Here is a 19012-nt window from a genome sequence, read left to right on the forward strand (position 1 = left end):
CATGGACCAACATGGGAATTGGCGAGGGTCCTGAATCAAACCACGTTACGCCAAATGCAAACCACAAGGTAGATCGGCTAGTTGCCGCTGAGCCGTCTCTGGCAAGGCCTTGTCGGTGACAATATCCGTCAGGCTGGCAAGCGGGGTCACACAGAGACATCGTATTTACTGCTATCTGCCAGCAGCACCCGCTGGCGGGCATTAGCCATCAGATCCTGCTTCAGGCCCGCCTTCTCTTCGGTGGACGTGGTAATACCTTTCTCAATGCTCCACGAGTTACAGCTGACAAACGCAATATCCGGGTAGATCCCACGCAGCATCCTGCGCCCGTCTGGATAATCAGTAGTTGAGCATAAACGAGCGGTAGGCTTTCAGCACCGTCAGAAAGTCTTCGATGCCACAGAAAGAGAGGCTCTCTTCGTCGTAGTAGTTCATCCCCTCTTCCATTTCGTCGCCTTCGAACTCCAACTGGTTGGCGCGGATCATCACCTCTTCACCGTCCATCAGCAACGTGTATTCGTGGCCTTCCAACTGCCATTGACGCTCACTGCCCTTGACACCTGCCGCACCGGCTTCGATACGGTCCAGCAGGTTAAAATCACCGTTGAGCTCTTCGTTAATCCAATGGCCGATGGCCTCATGCCCCATCGAAAATCTGACCACCACCTGACCGGTTACGTCACGCAGAAATTCGTAATCCATAGCATGCCCTCCTGAGCGGTGTATAAGACTGAGTTTAACCTTAAATTCGCAGCTAACTCAGTGAGCGCTCGCAAAGTTGTTCAATAATTCGTGGCGCAATATAACGGTCCGCCCTCCACTTGGGAAGCGGGAAGGCTCTTGGCGCCTGCTATGGACGGGCAATTGTTGTTATCATGACACTTCTTAGCCCTTACCCAAGCCTGAGCCGATGATCGACAGCGAAATCACCCTGAAAAAATTGGAAATCTTTCTGGCGTTTATGGAGAAGGAAAACATCGGCCGAGCCGCAGAACAGCTTGGCTTGAGCAGCGTTAGCGTGCATCGTGCGTTACATACCCTGGAAGAGGGCTTTCGCTGCCCGCTGTTTATTCATAAAGGGCGCAACCTGCTGCCCCTGCCCGCAGCACTTACGCTGGCAGAATACGCACGCGATATCGTGGATCTCACCTACAAAGGTATCGAAGAAACTCGGTTGAAGGCGGGGTTTGGCCAGCAACGCATGCGTATCGGCACGCTCTACTCACTGACGCTGGAAACCATTCCACGGTTGATCATGGGGCTGAAGGTGCGACGGCCGGCCATGGAGATCAGCCTGACTATGGGATCGAATGAAGATCTGCTGGCCCAGTTGGAAAACCAATTGCTGGACGCCATCCTGATTTCGGTTTCCGACAGCCAAATCGATCCGCTGCGCTTTGAGATCCTGCCGCTGTTTGAGGATGATATCTATCTTGCCGCACCGGCAGCCTCGGCGCTAAACAGCGATGGCACGGCAGACCTGCAAGACTTTCGCAGCCAGAAGTTTGTCTCCCTGACCGAAGGCTTCGCCACCTACCACGGCTTTAGCGAAGCGTTTCAGATTGCCGGTTTTGAACCGGAAATCGTCACCCGGGTGAATGATATTTTCTCCATGCTCAGCCTGGTGCAGGCCGGGGTGGGCTACACGCTGGTGCCTGGGCGGATGAAGAAGATGTATGAACACACGTTGAAATTACTGCCGCTGTGCGAACAGTACCAGATGCGCCAAACCATCGCGCTGGTGTTCAATCGTAACCAGCAGCAGGATCCGAACCTGCTGGCATTGACGGCGGAAGGCCGCATGTACGCTCGCGGTGAAGGGCCGGTTTAATCGCGCCGATATTTGGCGACAATGCCGCAGACCGCGTTCAGGCCCAGTTGGCAGCGGGACAGCGCTTCCCCCTGCTCCATCACTTTTTTGGTCAAGCCGGTTAATACCGCGCCCGGCGGCATTTCGATCGCCAGACGGACTTCCCGTTCGTAGGCCGCCACCATCGCCTCATGCCAGCGCACGGTGCGGGCCATATTGAAGGCCAGATCGTCAGCAATTCGCTCCGGTTGCCATAACACGCGCCCAGTACTGCCGCTGAGATACGCAACCTGCGGCCGATTGATGGTTACCTGCTTCATAGCCTGCGCCAGCTTTTCCGCCGGTTGTGCCAACAGGGCACAGTGGGAAGGGACACTCACCGCCAAACGCTGGGTTTTCGCTGCACCGGCGGTTTTTGCCAACGCCATGACCTGCGCCATAGCGGCTTCGCTACCCGCGATAACCAATTGGTCTTCGGCATTGATATTGGCCAGATAGGCCGGTAACTCCTCACTATCGACCTCTGCTATCAGCCTTTCCACCTGCCGCAAAGGCAAACCAACAATTGCCGCCAAGCCATATCCCGCAGGGTAAGCCTCCTCCATTAGCTGGCCGCGCAACGCCACCAGCCGGACGGCATCGGGAAATGCCAAGGCCCCGGCGATCACCGCGGCCGGAAAAGCGCCGATGGATAGCCCACTGACAAAATCAGCCTCGACCCCGTGTTGCTGTAATTCCCGCGCGTAGGCCACACCGGCTATCAGCAGGCACAGCTGCACTGCCCGGGTTTTCTGTAAGGCTTCGGCGCTGTCCAACGCCAGTACATCCTGGTCAAGAACAGCGCAGGCTTCGCTTAACAACCGCTGGGTTGTTTCATTGGCCGGCAGTTGGTGCAGCATTTGAGGCACCTGCGGCCCCTGACCGGGAAAGGTAAATAAAATCTTCATCAGATCTCCTGAGAGCTGGCCCAGGGATCCGTCGTCAACAACGGTCCCTCAGCGGTTTTCAGCATCGCTCGCCCATCCCGCAGCCATTCGCTCAGGGCAAAGCCGCCGAGCGGTGTTTCTATTTGGGCATCGGCGCGGCAAGGCAACGCCTGCAACCACTGTGCCAGCCTCTGCAACTCATCAAGGCTGGCAGGCTGCGGGCAGCGAACCAACAGATCCAGATCGCTGTCGGCATGCATCACCGGGATTTCAGTCGCCAACGCATAACCACAGCTGCCGGTCACGCCCCAGCCCCACGGCCAAGGCCGCTGAGCCAGCATAATGAGCGCCTGCACCGGAGGCTGGGAAACAAAGCTCGAGTGCAGCAACGCCAGCGGCTCACTCACTAAAGACTCCGGCGTCACTACGCGCCGGATAGCCTCTGCGCTAACCCAAGCTGCGGCGCGCTGGCTGCGTTTCATCCCCCGGATCCCCACCGGGATCCGCCCGCTATCCTGAACATCGCGCCGTACTACCAACGGTAATGAAATGCGCCACTGCTGGCCAACCCACTCCGGCAACGCCTGATCGGCACTGAGGGCAGCACGGTCACTAATCCAAATCAGGTCATGCGGGCGAATCATCGGCTTCTCCAGTTACATCCCTGAGGTCAGGGTGATAAACAGCGGTAAGGTAATGATACACAACACGGAACTGATCAGTAACGTGGCTTCGGCATCCGGCGACTGCACGCCAAAACGGTTACCAAAGACGATACCGAAGAAACCGGCAGAAAGGGCGATCATCAAAATAGCGGTAATGGCTACACTGCCGTGCAGGCCCAATGCCAGCACCAGCCCCCAGGCAATAAACGGTTGGATTAACAGTTTGGTCACGCTCGACAGCAGCACCGGGCCGTTGATCTGCAACTTACGGGCAGACAGGATCACCCCGGTCAGGAACAGAGCCGTCGCCGTGGCCGACAGGCCAAGCGGTTTGATCGCGGCCAGCACCATTTCAGGCATATGCACGCCTACCGCCGACAGCACCACCCCAAGCAGCGGCCCCCAGACGATCGGTTTTTTCACCGAGCGCCACATCAGCACCGGCAACATGCCCAGGCTGGACCCCTGAACCCCGCCGGCCGCACGGGCCTTTTCACGCTCGAGGATCAGCAGGCAGAACGGCGTCATCAGTACCGAACCACAGGCGATAGCCACCGCCACGGACAGCGAGGTTCCCGGCGTTTCCCCCAGCACGCTACCGAGGATCGGCAGGCCAAGCGCGGCATAGTTGGGCAATGCCACGGTGAGCGTCAGCACCGCGGCATCCTGCGGAGACTTATGGAAGATCCCGGTGCAGGTAAAATAGATCGCCGCATAGGTGATCCACATCGCCAGCACCAACACCACGATCAGCGGCGATTGCTCAACGATCCCCACCCAAGGCGTTTGTACGGTGGCACCGAACAGGGCCGCTGGCAGTGCAAAATCCATCACGAAGATGTTGAGTAATGAAACGTTCTGGTTATCGACCATTTTTGCCTTACCGGCAAAAAAGCCCAGCAGCATAATGACAAAAATCGGCGCCAAGGCATGAATAATTACGTATGTCATAAATCACCTGTTAAAAAGAAAAAATCAGTCAGATCAGGTGCGATGGTATTAGTTATATTGTTATATGCAGGTGAAGCTTTATGCCGGGTCGGAACGCATCATATGCGCCCTCCCGGCGGGTAGTATTTTGTTCCTGAACTCTGACGTAAAAATGGCTAGCGTGGCATTACCACTCTGCGCGCATACGTTCACGCACCAGCGAAGAGCTATGGCGGTTGTCTGCTCCCAGGCGGTTAGTTAATCCAACCCCTTCACGGCGAGTTTTGGCGATCGCCTGGATCAGTGCGTGGCGTACCAGATTAAGTTCCTGCTCACTGGCCTGCAGCGGGTCACGGATATCCAGTAACTGTTCCAACAGGCCCAGCGAGCTGTAATGCTCGATGTCATAAGCCATCGGTGGAATGGTTGCTGCCAGTTTCTCCAGCGCCTCTACGGAACGTAACGTGATGCGCGCCGCAGACTCTTTGCCCATCGCATGGATCATCACGCCTGCATCGTTGAAGGCGATCAAGCGGTTGGCCTGATAGCCGTGCGCCAGAAACGCGCCAGACATGGCTTTCCCGACGATCAAACCAATCACCGGATGGCCTGCCAGCCGAGCCTTGGCATAAGCCCCAGCTGCACCGGCCAAGGCTTGATGAATACCAAAGGCCTCTTCCCGGCGCCCGTAGGCCTGGCTCGGCACATCGATCACCGCCACGATGGCGCGCTTTTGTACTTTACCCACGTCAGCCGCGACTGCTTCACTGACTACCTGGGCTAACGTCCAACCTTCCAGCAATCCTACTTCGCCGCGTGCAGCGCGTGGGTAATGGTTATTTGCATCCGGCACCACGGCGATAAAACGCACCGGTTGGCCCTCTAGTTCAGCGTCCGCAACCCGGATCGAGGCGCACTGCCCCTGACGCTGCTCGGCCCCCGCCGTCAGCAAAGAGAACCAATATTCTCCACGGCTTGATGATGACGTACTCATACCCGATCCTCCGCAGCAAACAGTTGTGCAATGACCGCCGAATCCGCCTGCTGGCGGGTGTCGAACTGCGACAGTTTCGGCAAGTAGTAGTGATAATTGTCTGAGCGGTGCTGAACAGGCACGCCGCGTTGCAGACAACCTTTCATCGCCGCCTTGACCGCATGCAGCGCATCCGGGACTTCTTCATCGACAAAGCCGCTGCGATAGCGCACGTCGCCACCGGTCATGCTCCAGATAAAAGGCCGATCGCGGGAATCGTATTCTTCAATACCGGCTTCCTGTTCAATAACCTGTGGGCCGTTTAAGCCCAGGCGCGCTTCACGGGTGACGATCAGGTAGCTGCATAAGGCTGCCGCGATCGACATCCCGCCAAAGCAGCCCACGGTACCGGCAATTATACCCACCACCGGGGTGTAGCGGCGCAGATCGACAATCGCCGCATGAATATCCGCGATCGCTGCCAGCCCCAGGTTGGCCTCCTGCAAACGCACGCCACCGGTTTCCAGCAACAAGACTGCCTGAGTCGCAATGCCGTTGCGGTTATCTTCTGCTGCCAGTTCCAGGGCCGCGGCCATCTTGGCACCGGAAACCTCCCCCATGCTGCCGCCCTGGAACGCCCCTTCTACCGCCACCACCACTGCCGGTTTACCGTCAATGGTGCCTTTAGCAACCACCATGCCGTCATCGGCCTGGGTGACTATGCCCTGCGGCTCCAGCCAGGGAGAAGTAATTCGCTCAAATGGCCCCAACAGCTCACGGAAACTGCCACTGTCCAGCAAATTGCGGGCGCGCTCCCGGGCGCTGAGTTCGATAAAGCTGAGATCATCACGCATGGGCGGCCTCCTCAAATACCTGTTCAATACGCAGCCGAGCCACTCCCGGCGTAGCACCGAAATCGTTAATCTCTAACCGCCCGGCAGGTAAATCGCGCAATGACGCCAAGCGCTCAAACAGGTGCTGCCAGCGCTGCCGGCTACCGTCTACGGAGGTTTTGATTGCCACCGTCAGCGTGCCGTCAGCCGCAGGCTCAAACAGAGCCTCCATGTCACCGGAGCCCACGACGCCGGTTAGTGCCTTACCCGGCAGCGTAATGCTGGCCGGATAACTCAAATCGATATGTTCCATAACATCCTCTGGATTGATTATTCAGCGGGCCGTAGCCCGATCGAGGAACAGAGCCGCAGCCAGTAAATCGGCCGCGCCGCCGGGTGAAGCGTTGCTCGCCAATAGCCGTTGCTCCAATTTGGCCAACGCCGCCTGCCCTGCCGGATGTTGATACCCTCCGGCATGCAGTACCTCGGCTGCCCCTTGCTGCATCGCTTTTAGCGCCGTTAACCCACCGCGCGACAGCACGCAGGTATCGCTCAGGGTGGTCATGATGGCCATCAAGGCATCAATCTGCGCGGCTGGCTCACTGGCCCCCTGGTTCCTGCTGTACCACAGCTGCGGTAGCGCACGTTGCATCACATGCGGGAAACCTTGCTGGGCCTCCTCCCGCGCGCCGGGTACCTGATAACGTTGAGTGGCTCGCAAGCCTTTGCTGAACACCTTCGGGCTAGCATGATCCGGCAACTGCGCCAACTGAGCGGCTAATGTGCAACTGCTGGATGGCGTTGCGTTCCCCCCTTGCATGGCTACCGCCGTCACCAGCAGGCCCATCGCCCAGATTGCCCCGCGATGTGTATTAACACCGGCAGTGGCAGCCATCATCCGCTGTTCACCTTCCCGGCCAATCCGGCCCACTTCCTGACGCAACGCACTATCTGCCGGACGCTGCCAACCGGCAATCGCCAGCCGGTGGAAGACCGGTGTCAGGCTGTGGGCGGAACGCACCATCAACGCCAACGTCAAATCCTGATGCGCGCCGGAACCCCGGGCATCCACCAGCCCCGGTTTCGGGCTGAGGCGCGCCTCATCCACTAGCGCCTGCGTGGCAAGCTCCGCCAAGCGTGCGGCAACTCGGTCCGCATCAGAAGCGATTAAACAGGGGGAAAGTTTCATTACCAGCTCCGGAATTTCGCTGGCGGGTTATACAGGCCGCCGGACCACTCGACCAGATCCGCTACGCTGCCTGCGGCCAGCAAAGAACGCGTTGCATCGGTGCGACGAATGTCGAGGTCTTCCGGGAACACCACTTTGCCTTCACGGCGCAGCTCGGCCACGCGTTTAGCGTCCACACCCAGCCCGATATCGGTGATACCGGCCACCGCTGCCACCATGGCGCGGCGCTCTTCCAGCGAGCGTGCACGATACAGATAAGCGATGCCCTCTTCGGTCAGCACATGGGTGACGTCATCGCCGTAAATCATCACCGGTGCCAGCGGCATGCCAGACTCTTGCGCCACATCGACGGCATCGAGTTTTTCTACGAAGGTCGGTTTGGCCCCCGCCTGGAAGGTTTCCACCATTTGCACCACCAGCTTGCGGCCACGAGCCAACGGATCCGGCTCTTCGATCATATCCAGCCAGGCAGGCGTAGCGTGGCGACGACCGTGTGGATCGTGCCCCATGTTCGGTGCGCCGCCAAAACCGGATAGGCGACCACGTGTCACGGTAGAAGAGTGGGCCATACCGTCGATCTGTAAGGTTGAACCGATAAACATATCTACGGCGTACTGACCGGCCATCTGGCAGAACGCACGGTTGGAGCGCATGGAACCGTCGCTACCGGTAAAGAAAATATCCGGGCGGGCGGCGATATAATTCTCCATCCCCAGCTCACCGCCAAAACAGTGCACGGTCTCCACCCAGCCGCTTTCAATTGCCGGGATCAGGGTTGGATGCGGGTTCAGGGTCCAGTGTTTACAGATTTTGCCCTTCAGACCCAGTTGCTCGCCATAGGTAGGTAGCAGCAGTTCAATGGCGGCGGTGTTGAAACCGATACCGTGGTTCAGCGATTGCACCTGATGTTTGGCGTAGATGCCTTTGATTGCCATCATCCCCATCAACACGTGCACCGGTTTGATCAGGCGCGGATCGCGGGTAAACAGCGGCTCAATAAAGAACGGCTTGTCTGCCACCACGACAAAATCGATCCAGGAGCCGGGGATATCAACTCTTGGCAGGTCAGTTTCATCATCAACCAGTTCGTTGACCTGAGCGATGACGATGCCGTCTTTAAACGCTGTGGCCTCCACCAGTGCCGGGGTATCTTCGGTACTTGGCCCGGTGTACAGATTGCCGTGACGATCGGCCTTGAACCCGGCCACTAGCGCCACGTTCGGCACCAGATCCACATACAGGCGGGAATAGAGTTCTATATAGGTGTGGATGGCACCGATTTCGAGCTGCCCATCTTCCAACAGTTGGGAAATGCGCAGGCTCTGGGTACCAGAGAAAGCAAAATCGAGCTTGCGGGCGATGCCCTTTTCAAAAATATCCAGATGCTCGGCGCGGCCAACGCTTGGCATGATCATATGCAGATCGTGGACCTTGGCGGGGTTGACCTCGGCGAGCATACGGGAGAGAAAATCGGCCTGTTTCTGGTTATTGCCTTCCAGCACCACCCGATCGCCAGAAACCAGCAGTTTTTCCAGCACGCTGGTCAGATCGGCGGTGGGGATCACTTTGCCCTGCGACTGCTCTTGCACACTCGCGATACGGCGTTTTTTTTCCTGCCGCCGGGTATCCCAAACGCGCGTGGGGCTTTGATGAAGCGACATACCTCAACCTCCTGGGTTTACTTGGTTCTGTTCAGTACGGTTAGAGTAAGAGTCTAGGAGAACGCCATCAATCAAGCAGGGGGATGGTTTATTAGCCTGAGAGTAATAATTTCATCAAATCAAGATTAATCAATCAGTTAATATCAATAAAAGCCGGGGTCGATCACAAAAAAACGGGGAACCCAAAGGCTCCCCGTGATGATGCTAACTCAGTATTGAATTACACCGCGGTTTGGAAGATCACACCGTCGGCTTTTTCCGTGTACTGGGTCAACTGGTCGAAGTTCAGGTAGCGATAAGTATCCGCCGCCGTCTTGTCGACCTGTGCCATATAGGTCTGATACTCATCAGGCGCTGGCAGACGGCCCAGCAGTGATGCCACTGCCGCCAGCTCTGCGGAAGCCAGATAAACGTTGGCTCCAGTACCCAGACGGTTCGGGAAGTTACGGGTTGAGGTGGAAACCACGGTCGCACCGTCCGCTACGCGTGCCTGGTTACCCATGCACAGTGAACAGCCAGGGATCTCGATACGCGCCCCGCTCTTGCCAAAGACGCTGTAGTAGCCTTCTTCAGTCAATTGCGCTGCGTCCATCTTGGTTGGCGGAGCCACCCACAGACGGGTTGGCAGTTGGCCTTTATGCTGATCCAACAGTTTACCTGCCGCACGGAAGTGACCGATGTTGGTCATGCAGGAACCGATAAACACTTCGTCGATCTTGCTGTTGGCCACATCGGACAGCAGGCGCGCGTCGTCCGGATCGTTCGGCGCACACAGGATTGGCTCCTTGATATCAGCCAGATCGATTTCGATCACTGCGGCATATTCCGCATCCGCATCGCCTTCCAGCAACTGCGGATCCGCCAGCCATTTTTCCATCCCCTGAATACGGCGCTCCAGGGTACGGCGATCGCCATAACCTTCGGAGATCATCCACTTCAGCAGCACGATGTTGGAGCTCAGATATTCGGCAATCGGTGCCTTGTCCAGCTTGATGGTACAACCGGCAGCGGAACGTTCTGCAGAGGCATCGGTCAGCTCAAACGCCTGTTCGACCTTCAGTTCCGGCAGACCTTCGATCTCCAGAATGCGGCCAGAGAAAATGTTCTTCTTACCCTTCTTCTCTACGGTCAACAGGCCCTGCTGGATCGCGTAGTAAGGGATAGCATGCACCAAATCACGCAAGGTAATACCAGGCTGCATTTTGCCTTTGAAGCGCACCAGCACCGACTCAGGCATATCTAGCGGCATCACGCCGGTCGCGGCAGCAAAGGCTACCAGACCAGAACCGGCCGGGAAGGAAATGCCGATCGGGAAGCGGGTGTGGGAATCGCCACCGGTACCAACGGTATCCGGCAGCAACATACGGTTCAGCCAGGAGTGGATCACACCATCACCAGGGCGCAGCGAAACGCCGCCACGGTTCATGATGAAGTCCGGCAGCGTATGGTGAGTCGTGACGTCTACCGGTTTCGGGTACGCGGCAGTGTGACAGAACGACTGCATCACCAGATCGGCAGAGAAGCCCAGGCAAGCCAGATCTTTCAGCTCGTCACGGGTCATTGGGCCAGTGGTATCTTGTGAACCTACCGAGGTCATCTTAGGTTCGCAGTATTCGCCAGGGCGAACACCAGCAACGCCACAGGCACGGCCAACCATTTTCTGCGCCAGCGAGAAGCCCTTGCTGCTAGCCGCTACCGGCTTGGCAATGCGGAACACTTCGCTGTGCGGCAAGCCCAGCGCTTCACGCGCCTTGGTGGTCAGGCCACGGCCGATAATCAGTGGGATGCGGCCACCGGCACGCACTTCATCCAGCAACACATCGGTTTTCAGCTCGAAGCTGGCAACCAGTTCGCCGGTCTCATGGTTACGCACTTCGCCTTTATACGGGAAGATGTCGATCACATCGCCCATGTTCAGGTTGGAGACGTCCACTTCGATCGGCAACGCGCCTGCATCTTCCATGGTGTTAAAGAAGATTGGCGCAATCTTGCCGCCCAGCACCACACCGCCGCCACGCTTGTTCGGCACGTAGGGGATATCGTCGCCCATAAACCACAGCACCGAGTTGGTGGCAGATTTACGGGAAGACCCCGTACCGACCACGTCACCGACGTAGGCCAGCGGGAAACCTTTCTTGTTCAGCTCTTCAATCTGCTTGATTGGGCCAACGCTACCCGGCTGATCAGGGAAAATGCCTTCACGTTCGCTCTTGAGCATTGCCAACGCATGCAGTGGGATATCTGGACGTGACCAGGCATCTGGAGCGGGTGACAGATCGTCGGTGTTGGTTTCGCCAGTCACTTTGAACACGGTCACGGTGATCTTTTCCGCCAACGGTGAACGGGACAGATACCATTCGGCATCGGCCCAGGACTGCATGATTTGCTTGGCGTGTGGGTTACCGGCTTTGGCTTTCTCTTCTACGTCGTAGAAGTTATCAAACATCAGCAGCGTATGGGAAAGCGCCTTGGCAGCAATCGGTGCCAGCTTTTCGTTATCCAACGCCTCGATCAGCGGATGAATGTTGTAACCGCCCTGCATGGTGCCTAGCAGTTCAATGGCTTTTTCGGGGGTAACCAGGGGGGAAGTGGCTTCGCCTTTGGCAACGGCTGCCAGAAAACCTGCTTTGACATAGGCGGCTTCGTCGACGCCCGGTGGTACACGGTTAATCAGCAGGTCTAACAGAAATTCTTCTTCGCCTTTTGGCGGATTTTTTAATGATTCAACCAGCGCTGCCATTTGTGTCGCATCTAATGGCTTAGGGACGATGCCCTCTGCAGCACGCTCGGCCACGTGCTTACGGTATTCTTCTAGCACGACTTTCTCCTCGCTCTCATTGTCATTTATTGTGCCTGGCGTTTTATATTCAAACCGGGTTTAGCGCACGGCGATATTTGACGGGGCACTGCTGTCGATATCCTGGACTGTAAGTAAGGTACAGTGCCCGGTTCCGCCCAGCCAGCATATCAGGATTTGAATCGGTTGTTAATTCGTTCACATAAAAGCAACATTAAATCTTTGCTGAATCGTTGACCGCAGCGTAATCGGCTGCAAAGCAGGCGGGACGGGCTCGGGTTCGATACGGCACAACAGCAATCTCAGCCCAATGAGCACAACATAACGTCCATAGTTTTACAATGGTTATCGATAGAGTTGGGAGAAATTGGCGGGCGTTGGGCACAAAAAAACCGCCATAAAGACGGTTCTTTTGTATCCGTGCAGTGTTAGCAGGCACCGAACGGATTTCTTACATCGTTAAGAACGATACAAGCGCTATCGAGCAAGGCCATTGTGCGTAAATTTGGTTAAAAAATCAACCGATCTGATGCAAAAAAACGCTGTTTTATGTACTCTGATTTTGGGTCTGTTCTGCCGGTTTAGCAGCCGGTCATCGGGCTTGAGAACAGTGCTGCAACTACTGCGATACAGGCGCTATCGAGCGCTTGTTCCACTGGGGCTTTCCCAGTGAAGTCGCGGTGGTCGTGGTTCCACAAGGAACGCGCAATGAAAGGGAGAACACTCATTATCCTGCTCATTGTACTGGGTTCGGTGTTTGGCGTCAGCAAAGGCGGCTGGTCAGTTTCCAGCAACCAACTGATTTTCAACGTCGTATTCCAGAACAAGTAAGCTACTGGCCGCTCTTTTGAGCGGCCTTTTATTGGCATTTATTCCAAAAAAACGGCCCCTTTACAGGAGCCGCTTATCAACCTTACCAACCGCTGAAATTACTTCTTCTTGGCTTTCGGGTTTGGCAGATCGGTGATGCTGCCTTCGTAGATCTCTGCTGCCAGACCTACGGATTCGTGCAGGGTTGGGTGAGCATGGATAGTCAACGCGATATCTTCTGCGTCACAACCCATCTCGATCGCCAGACCGATTTCACCCAACAGCTCGCCGCCGTTGGTGCCGACAATCGCGCCACCAATGATACGGTGCGTTTCTTTGTCGAAGATCAGTTTGGTCATACCGTCTGCACAGTCAGAAGCGATAGCACGGCCTGAAGCTGCCCACGGGAAGGTGGACGTTTCGTAGCTGATGCCTTTCTCTTTGGCTTCTTTCTCGGTCATCCCTACCCATGCCACTTCTGGCTCGGTGTAAGCGATCGATGGGATCACTTTCGGGTCGAAGTAGTGCTTCATACCAGCGATAACTTCAGCAGCTACGTGGCCTTCATGCACGCCTTTGTGCGCCAGCATCGGTTGACCGACGATGTCACCAATCGCGAAGATGTGCGGCACGTTGGTACGCAGCTGTTTGTCGACGTGGATAAAGCCACGGTCGTCAACTTCTACACCGGCTTGGCCAGCGTCCAGCAGTTTACCGTTCGGCACACGGCCGATCGCTACCAGCACCGCGTCGTAACGCTGTGGTTCTGCAGGGGCTTTTTTACCTTCCATCGTGACATAGATGCCGTCTTCTTTGGCTTCTACCGCAGTCACTTTGGTTTCCAGCATCAGGTTGAACTGCTTGCTGATACGCTTGGTAAAGACTTTAACCACGTCTTTATCTGCAGCCGGGATCACCTGGTCGAACATTTCAACCACGTCGATCTGTGAACCCAGAGCATGGTATACGGTGCCCATTTCCAGGCCGATGATACCGCCGCCCATCACCAGCATGCGCTCTGGAACGGTTTTCAGCGCCAGTGCATCGGTGGAATCCCACACGCGTGGATCTTCATGAGGAATAAATGGCAGTTGGATCGGACGGGAGCCTGCGGCGATGATGGCATTGTCGAAGTTGATGGTGGTAGCACCATTCTCGCCTTCAACCACTAGCGTGTTGGCGCCGGTGAATTTACCCAGGCCGTTGACCACTTTCACTTTGCGGCCTTTAGCCATGCCAGCCAGACCACCGGTCAGCTGATTGATGACTTTCTCTTTCCAGACGCGCACTTTGTCGATGTCGGTTTTCGGCTCGCCGAAAACGATGCCGTGTTCGGCCAACGCTTTGGCTTCTTCGATCACTTTGGCAACGTGCAACAGTGCTTTGGAAGGAATACAGCCCACGTTCAGGCAAACACCGCCCAGAGTGGAGTAACGCTCAACCAGAATGGTTTCCAGACCTAAGTCAGCGCAACGAAAAGCAGCAGAGTAACCCGCAGGGCCCGCCCCAAGTACCACGACCTGAGTTTTAATTTCAGTACTCATCATGACCTCTTAATTGTTTGTCCGGCGGGTCAGACGTCATTTTTATTGCTAGTCGATCTCATAACGCCCTTCATCCACCGGGACGCATACACCGCGAGCAGTTTACAGAATTGTTAATAATCTGCAAAGCGTGTTCGAGTGACCCGTGTCCCAACAATTCTGTCGAGTCATGCAAAACCCGACAAAACTGCTACTGAATTACTAAGGGCGCAGCATGCTGCGCCCTTTTTTCATTACATCACCAGACGGCGAATGTCGGCCAGCATGTTGTTGATGATGGTGATAAAGCGCGCACCGTCAGCACCGTCAATCACACGGTGGTCGAAGGAGAGCGACATTGGCATCATCAGGCGCGGCGTGAACTCTTTACCGTTCCAGACCGGCTCCATCGCAGACTTGGAGACACCCAGGATAGCCACTTCCGGCGCGTTAACAATCGGCGCGAAGTGAGTAGTCCCGATACCGCCCAGGCTGGAGATGGTGAAGCAACCGCCCTGCATTTCGCCTGCGGTCAACTTACCGTCACGCGCTTTTTTGGAGATCGCCATCAGTTCACGGGACAGCTCAGTGATGCTCTTCTTGTTCACATCCTTGAATACCGGAACCACCAGGCCATTTGGCGTATCTACCGCCACGCCGATGTTGATGTATTTCTTCAGCGTCAGCTTCTGGCCATCTTCGGACAGTGAGCTGTTGAAGCGTGGCATCTGCTCCAGGGCAGCGGCAACGGCTTTCATGATGAACACCACCGGGGTGAACTTCACGTCCAGCTTACGCTTGGCAGCTTCGTCGTTCTGCTGCTTGCGGAACGCTTCCAGATCGGTGATATCGGTTTTGTCGAAGTGAGTCACGTGCGGGATCATCACCCAGTTGCGGCTCAGGTTGGCACCAGAGATTTTCTGGATGCGGCCCAGTTCAACTTCTTCGATCTCACCAAACTTGCTGAAGTCCACTTTCGGCCAAGGCAACATGCCTGGCAGGCCACCACCGGTAGCGGCAGGAGCGGCTTCGGCGCGTTTGACCGCGTCTTTCACGTAAGCCTGAACGTCTTCGCGCAGGATACGGCCTTTACGACCTGTGCCCTTCACTTTTGCCAGGTTAACACCGAACTCACGCGCCAAGCGGCGGATGACTGGGGTCGCGTGAACGTAGGCGTCGTTTTCAGCGAACTCGCCTTTACCGGCGGCGGCGGCAGGTGCAGCCGCTTTGGCTTCCTGCCTGGCCGGAGCCGGAGCAGCTTCTGCTTTCTGGGCCGGAGCAGCGGCAGGTGCTGGTGCAGCGCCTTCCACTTCGAACACCATGATCAGAGAACCGGTTTTCACTTTGTCGCCGGTAGCGATTTTGATTTCTTTCACAGTGCCCGCGAACGGAGCCGGAACTTCCATAGAAGCCTTGTCACCTTCAACGGTGATCAGTGACTGCTCAGCGGCAACTTTATCGCCCACTTTCACCATCACTTCGGTCACTTCTACTTCGTCGCCGCCAATGTCTGGCACTTCGACGTTTTTCGCCGCGCTTGCCGCAGGGGCAGCAGCCGGAGCCGCCTGGGTAGCCGCAACAGCAGGGGCAGCAGAAGCCGCGCCAGCCACTTCGAAGACCATAATCAGGGAACCGGTTTTCACTTTGTCACCGGTGTTGATTTTGATCTCTTTCACGGTACCAGCGAACGGTGCAGGCACTTCCATAGAGGCCTTGTCGCCTTCTACGGTGATCAGAGACTGCTCGGCAGTCACGGTATCGCCAACCTTCACCAGGATCTCGGTGACTTCAACTTCATCAGCCCCGATGTCCGGTACTTCAACGTCTTTGGCTGCGGCAGCAGCAGGAGCCGCGGCCGGTTTTTCTTCTGCCTTGGCGGCTGGTGCGGCAGCGGCTGCACCTTCTGCTTCAAAGATCATCAGCAGTTTGCCAGTCTCGGTTTTATCACCGACGGCCACTTTGATCTCTTTGACCACGCCAGCCTGCGGCGAAGGCACTTCCATGGAGGCTTTGTCGCCTTCCACGGTGATCAGCGATTGTTCAACTTCAACCTTATCGCCAACCTTCACCAGGATCTCGGTGATTTCAACTTCATCTGCACCGATGTCCGGCACTTTGATTTCGATAGACATTGTTCAGTACCTCTTATGCCAGACGCGGGTTAACTTTTTCTGGGTTGATGTCGAATTTCTTAATCGCATCAGCGACCACAGAAGCTTCAATGTCACCGCGTTTAGCCAGTTCACCCAGAGCAGCAACCACCACGTAGGAAGCATCAACTTCGAAGTGGTGACGCAGGTTTTCGCGGCTGTCTGAACGACCGAAGCCGTCAGTACCCAGTACGCGATAATCGCTGGCTGGTACGAAAGTACGAACCTGCTCTGCGAACAGCTTCATGTAGTCGGTAGACGCTACCGCTGGCGCCTCGTTCATCACCTGAGCGATGTAAGGCACACGTGGGGTTTCGGTTGGGTGCAGCATGTTCCAACGCTCACAGTCCTGACCATCACGCGCCAGTTCGGTGAAGGAAGTTACGCTGTAGGTGTCAGAACCCACGCCGTAGTCTTTCGCCAGGATCTGCGCAGCTTCACGCACATGACGCAGGATCGCACCGGAGCCCAACAGCTGTACTTTACCTTTGCTACCTTCCAGAGTTTCCAGCTTGTAGATACCTTTACGGATACCCTCTTCTGCGCCCTGTGGCATGGCTGGCATGTGGTAGTTTTCGTTCAGCGTGGTCAGGTAGTAGTAGACGTTTTCTTGCGCGTCACCGTACATACGCACCAGGCCGTCATGCATGATCACTGCCACTTCATACGCGTAAGCCGGATCGTAGGAGATACAGTTAGGGATGGTCAGAGACTGAATATGGCTGTGGCCATCTTCGTGCTGCAGACCTTCACCGTTCAGGGTAGTACGCCCTGAAGTCCCGCCGATCAGGAAGCCACGCGCCTGTTGGTCACCCGCTGCCCAGCACAGGTCGCCGATACGTTGGAAACCGAACATGGAGTAGTAGATGTAGAACGGGATCATTGGCAGATCGTTGGTGCTGTAGGAAGTCGCTGCGGCCAACCAGGAAGAGGCTGCGCCCAGTTCGTTGATACCTTCCTGCAGGATCTGGCCTTTCTCGTCTTCTTTGTAGTACGCCACCTGCTCACGGTCCTGCGGGGTGTACTGCTGGCCGTTCGGGCTGTAGATACCGATCTGACGGAACAGACCTTCCATACCGAAGGTACGAGCTTCGTCGGCGATGATTGGCACCAGGCGATCTTTGATCGACTTGTTCTTCAGCATCACGTTCAAGGCACGCACAAAGGCGATGGTGGTAGAAATCTCTTTGTTCTGCTCTTCCAGCAGTGAGCTGAAATCTTCCAGAGCTGGCATTTCCAGCTTCTCGGTGAAGTTAGGCAGACGAGTTGGTACATAGCCTTGCAGCGCCTGACGGCGTTCGTGCAGATACTTGTACTCTTCGGAGTCTTTCTCGAAGGTGATGTATGGCAGTTTTTCGATGTCAGCATCGGCCACTGGCACGTTGAAACGATCGCGGAAGTGGTGAACCCCTTCCATGTTCATTTTCTTCACCTGGTGAGCGATGTTTTTACCTTCCGCGGTTTCACCCATGCCGTAACCTTTGATGGTATGGGCCAGGATCACGGTTGGTTTGCCTTGGGTATCCTGCGCTTTTTTCAGTGCAGCAAAGACTTTCTTCGGATCGTGACCACCACGGTTCAGCGCCCAGATTTCGTCGTCGGTCATATCTTTGACCAGCGCGGCGGTTTCCGGGAAGCGGCCGAAGAAGTGCTCACGCACGTAAGCACCGTCTTTGGATTTGAAGGTCTGGTAGTCGCCGTCCAGGGTTTCGTTCATCAGTTGGATCAGCTTGCCGCTGGTGTCTTTACGCAGCAGTTCATCCCAACGACCGCCCCAGATCACTTTCAGCACCTGCCAGCCAGCACCTGCGAAGATACCTTCCAGCTCGTTGATGATCTTGCCGTTACCGGTAACCGGGCCATCCAGACGCTGCAGGTTGCAGTTGATGACGAAGACCAGGTTGTCCAGCTTCTCACGGGTTGCGATGGTGATCGCACCTTTGGATTCTGGTTCGTCCATCTCGCCGTCGCCCAGGAAGGCATAAACGGTCTGGCCAGAGGTGTCTTTCAGACCACGGTGTTCCAGATACTTGAGGAACTTGGCCTGATAGATGGCGCTGATTGGGCCCAGACCCATGGAGACGGTCGGGAACTGCCAGAATTCAGGCATCAGTTTTGGATGCGGGTAAGAGGACAGGCCTTTACCGTGCACTTCCTGACGGAAGTTGTTCATTTGATCTTCGGTCAGGCGGCCTTCAAGGAAGGCACGTGCATAAACGCCCGGAGAGATGTGGCCCTGGAAGTAAACCAGATCGCCGCCGTCTTTCTCGTTGCGAGCACGGAAGAAGTGGTTAAAGCAGACTTCATAGAAGGTCGCAGAAGATTGGAAGGAAGCCATGTGGCCGCCCAGATCCAGATCTTTCTTGGAAGCACGCAACACGGTCATCACGGCGTTCCAACGGATGGCAGAACGAATACGACGCTCCAGATCCAGGTTGCCCGGGTATGCCGGTTCGTCTTCTACCGCGATGGTGTTGACGTAGTTGTTAGCCGCAGCACCCGCTGCAACGCTAACACCGCCCTTGCGGGCTTCTCCCAGCACCTGATCAATCAGGAACTGAGCGCGTTCAACACCCTCTTCACGGATGACCGATTCGATCGCCTGCAGCCAGTCGCGGGTTTCGATCGGATCCACGTCATTGTTTAAACGTTCTGACATGGTGGTATTCCTTATCTGTCTAATGGTTTGTTTGGAGCCTGTCTTCGTGCGTTCTGTCATAAAACGCACGAAGACAGGCTCATCAG

General features: G+C 56.1%; 15 protein-coding genes and 1 pseudogene. 2 read left to right on the forward strand and 14 right to left on the reverse strand.

Translation table 11 applies throughout. The features are described 5' to 3' along the window. Nucleotides 1-45 precede the first annotated feature (45 nt). A pseudogene (locus tag ACMV5H_RS00565) lies at nt 46-329 on the reverse strand (DeoR/GlpR transcriptional regulator); the annotation flags it as partial. A gap of 10 nt (nt 330-339) precedes the next feature. Beyond that, the gene (gene yacL / locus ACMV5H_RS00570) at nt 340-702 is read right to left on the reverse strand and encodes a protein YacL (protein WP_021179705.1); all 363 of its coding nucleotides are present in this window, start codon (nt 700-702) and stop codon (nt 340-342) included. Between the two features lie 208 nt (nt 703-910). Here yacL and ACMV5H_RS00575 point away from each other — a divergent pair, with 208 nt between their 5' ends. Then, nucleotides 911-1831 carry a LysR family transcriptional regulator gene (locus ACMV5H_RS00575; RefSeq protein WP_024484333.1) on the forward strand — a complete coding sequence of 307 codons (921 nt, stop codon included), beginning with the start codon at nt 911-913 and terminating at the stop codon, nt 1829-1831. On the opposite strand, the gene mdcH is transcribed toward ACMV5H_RS00575, so the two are convergent. From mdcH to acnB, 9 genes are all read right to left on the reverse strand, one after another. After that, nucleotides 1828-2757, reverse strand: coding sequence for a malonate decarboxylase subunit epsilon (mdcH, locus tag ACMV5H_RS00580; RefSeq protein WP_414821298.1), 930 nt, complete (start codon nt 2755-2757; stop codon nt 1828-1830). The genes ACMV5H_RS00575 and mdcH overlap by 4 nt on opposite strands. Beyond that, on the reverse strand, nt 2757-3380 hold the full coding sequence (locus ACMV5H_RS00585) for a malonate decarboxylase holo-ACP synthase (protein ID WP_115159315.1): 624 nt from the start codon (nt 3378-3380) through the stop codon (nt 2757-2759). Before ACMV5H_RS00585 ends, mdcH begins: the two co-directional genes overlap by 1 nt. Nucleotides 3381-3392: 12 nt before the next feature. Next, entirely contained in the window at nt 3393-4352 is a 960-nt protein-coding gene (locus tag ACMV5H_RS00590; RefSeq protein WP_094981435.1) for an AEC family transporter, read from the reverse strand. A gap of 166 nt (nt 4353-4518) precedes the next feature. Further along, nucleotides 4519-5325 (reverse strand): biotin-independent malonate decarboxylase subunit gamma, encoded by an 807-nt coding sequence (gene mdcE / locus ACMV5H_RS00595; protein WP_021806266.1) that lies wholly within the window; start codon nt 5323-5325, stop codon nt 4519-4521. Next, on the reverse strand, nt 5322-6158 hold the full coding sequence (locus tag ACMV5H_RS00600) for a biotin-independent malonate decarboxylase subunit beta (protein ID WP_021806267.1): 837 nt from the start codon (nt 6156-6158) through the stop codon (nt 5322-5324). Before ACMV5H_RS00600 ends, mdcE begins: the two co-directional genes overlap by 4 nt. Next, a complete protein-coding gene (locus ACMV5H_RS00605) occupies nt 6151-6450 on the reverse strand; it encodes a malonate decarboxylase subunit delta (protein WP_021806268.1) in 300 nt (99 codons plus the stop codon). Before ACMV5H_RS00605 ends, ACMV5H_RS00600 begins: the two co-directional genes overlap by 8 nt. A gap of 21 nt (nt 6451-6471) precedes the next feature. Beyond that, nucleotides 6472-7326 (reverse strand): triphosphoribosyl-dephospho-CoA synthase, encoded by an 855-nt coding sequence (locus ACMV5H_RS00610; protein ID WP_021179697.1) that lies wholly within the window; start codon nt 7324-7326, stop codon nt 6472-6474. Then, on the reverse strand, nt 7326-8987 hold the full coding sequence (mdcA, locus tag ACMV5H_RS00615) for a malonate decarboxylase subunit alpha (RefSeq protein WP_021179696.1): 1662 nt from the start codon (nt 8985-8987) through the stop codon (nt 7326-7328). Before mdcA ends, ACMV5H_RS00610 begins: the two co-directional genes overlap by 1 nt. 220 nt (nt 8988-9207) lie before the next feature. Further along, on the reverse strand, nt 9208-11805 hold the full coding sequence (gene acnB, locus ACMV5H_RS00620) for a bifunctional aconitate hydratase 2/2-methylisocitrate dehydratase (protein WP_414821299.1): 2598 nt from the start codon (nt 11803-11805) through the stop codon (nt 9208-9210). A gap of 687 nt (nt 11806-12492) precedes the next feature. Between acnB and ACMV5H_RS00625 the strand changes: the two genes are divergently transcribed. After that, a complete protein-coding gene (locus ACMV5H_RS00625) occupies nt 12493-12615 on the forward strand; it encodes a hypothetical protein (protein ID WP_021179693.1) in 123 nt (40 codons plus the stop codon). Between the two features lie 98 nt (nt 12616-12713). On the opposite strand, the gene lpdA is transcribed toward ACMV5H_RS00625, so the two are convergent. The 3 genes from lpdA to aceE all read right to left on the reverse strand — a co-directional run bounded on the left by lpdA (nt 12714) and on the right by aceE (nt 18926). Continuing rightward, nucleotides 12714-14138, reverse strand: a complete 1425-nt coding sequence (gene lpdA / locus ACMV5H_RS00630) for a dihydrolipoyl dehydrogenase (protein WP_021806270.1) — start codon at nt 14136-14138, stop codon at nt 12714-12716. 233 nt (nt 14139-14371) lie between these two features. Continuing rightward, complete coding sequence (gene aceF / locus ACMV5H_RS00635; protein ID WP_414821300.1) at nt 14372-16249, reverse strand: pyruvate dehydrogenase complex dihydrolipoyllysine-residue acetyltransferase; 1878 nt, start codon at nt 16247-16249, stop codon at nt 14372-14374. A gap of 13 nt (nt 16250-16262) precedes the next feature. Continuing rightward, nucleotides 16263-18926: a pyruvate dehydrogenase (acetyl-transferring), homodimeric type gene (gene aceE / locus ACMV5H_RS00640; RefSeq protein ID WP_021179690.1), complete on the reverse strand. Its 2664-nt coding sequence runs from the start codon at nt 18924-18926 to the stop codon at nt 16263-16265. Nucleotides 18927-19012: the final 86 nt, after the last annotated feature.

The sequence above is a fragment of the Serratia sp. N21D137 genome (genome assembly GCF_047530005.1).
In the GTDB taxonomy this organism is placed as follows: domain Bacteria; phylum Pseudomonadota; class Gammaproteobacteria; order Enterobacterales; family Enterobacteriaceae; genus Chania; species Chania fonticola_B.

What these genes read in the sequence shown, in the direction of transcription:
- lpdA (WP_021806270.1), bottom strand. Translation starts at nt 14,138, where the DNA reads ATGAGTACTGAAATTAAAACTCAGGTCGTGGTACTTGGGGCGGGCCCT.
- mdcH (WP_414821298.1), bottom strand. Translation starts at nt 2,757, where the DNA reads ATGAAGATTTTATTTACCTTTCCCGGTCAGGGGCCGCAGGTGCCTCAA.
- ACMV5H_RS00575 (WP_024484333.1), top strand. Translation starts at nt 911, where the DNA reads ATGATCGACAGCGAAATCACCCTGAAAAAATTGGAAATCTTTCTGGCG.
- ACMV5H_RS00585 (WP_115159315.1), bottom strand. Translation starts at nt 3,380, where the DNA reads ATGATTCGCCCGCATGACCTGATTTGGATTAGTGACCGTGCTGCCCTC.
- ACMV5H_RS00625 (WP_021179693.1), top strand. Translation starts at nt 12,493, where the DNA reads ATGAAAGGGAGAACACTCATTATCCTGCTCATTGTACTGGGTTCGGTG.
- ACMV5H_RS00600 (WP_021806267.1), bottom strand. Translation starts at nt 6,158, where the DNA reads ATGCGTGATGATCTCAGCTTTATCGAACTCAGCGCCCGGGAGCGCGCC.
- mdcE (WP_021806266.1), bottom strand. Translation starts at nt 5,325, where the DNA reads ATGAGTACGTCATCATCAAGCCGTGGAGAATATTGGTTCTCTTTGCTG.
- ACMV5H_RS00605 (WP_021806268.1), bottom strand. Translation starts at nt 6,450, where the DNA reads ATGGAACATATCGATTTGAGTTATCCGGCCAGCATTACGCTGCCGGGT.
- aceF (WP_414821300.1), bottom strand. Translation starts at nt 16,249, where the DNA reads ATGTCTATCGAAATCAAAGTGCCGGACATCGGTGCAGATGAAGTTGAA.
- mdcA (WP_021179696.1), bottom strand. Translation starts at nt 8,987, where the DNA reads ATGTCGCTTCATCAAAGCCCCACGCGCGTTTGGGATACCCGGCGGCAG.
- aceE (WP_021179690.1), bottom strand. Translation starts at nt 18,926, where the DNA reads ATGTCAGAACGTTTAAACAATGACGTGGATCCGATCGAAACCCGCGAC.
- ACMV5H_RS00610 (WP_021179697.1), bottom strand. Translation starts at nt 7,326, where the DNA reads ATGAAACTTTCCCCCTGTTTAATCGCTTCTGATGCGGACCGAGTTGCC.
- ACMV5H_RS00590 (WP_094981435.1), bottom strand. Translation starts at nt 4,352, where the DNA reads ATGACATACGTAATTATTCATGCCTTGGCGCCGATTTTTGTCATTATG.
- yacL (WP_021179705.1), bottom strand. Translation starts at nt 702, where the DNA reads ATGGATTACGAATTTCTGCGTGACGTAACCGGTCAGGTGGTGGTCAGA.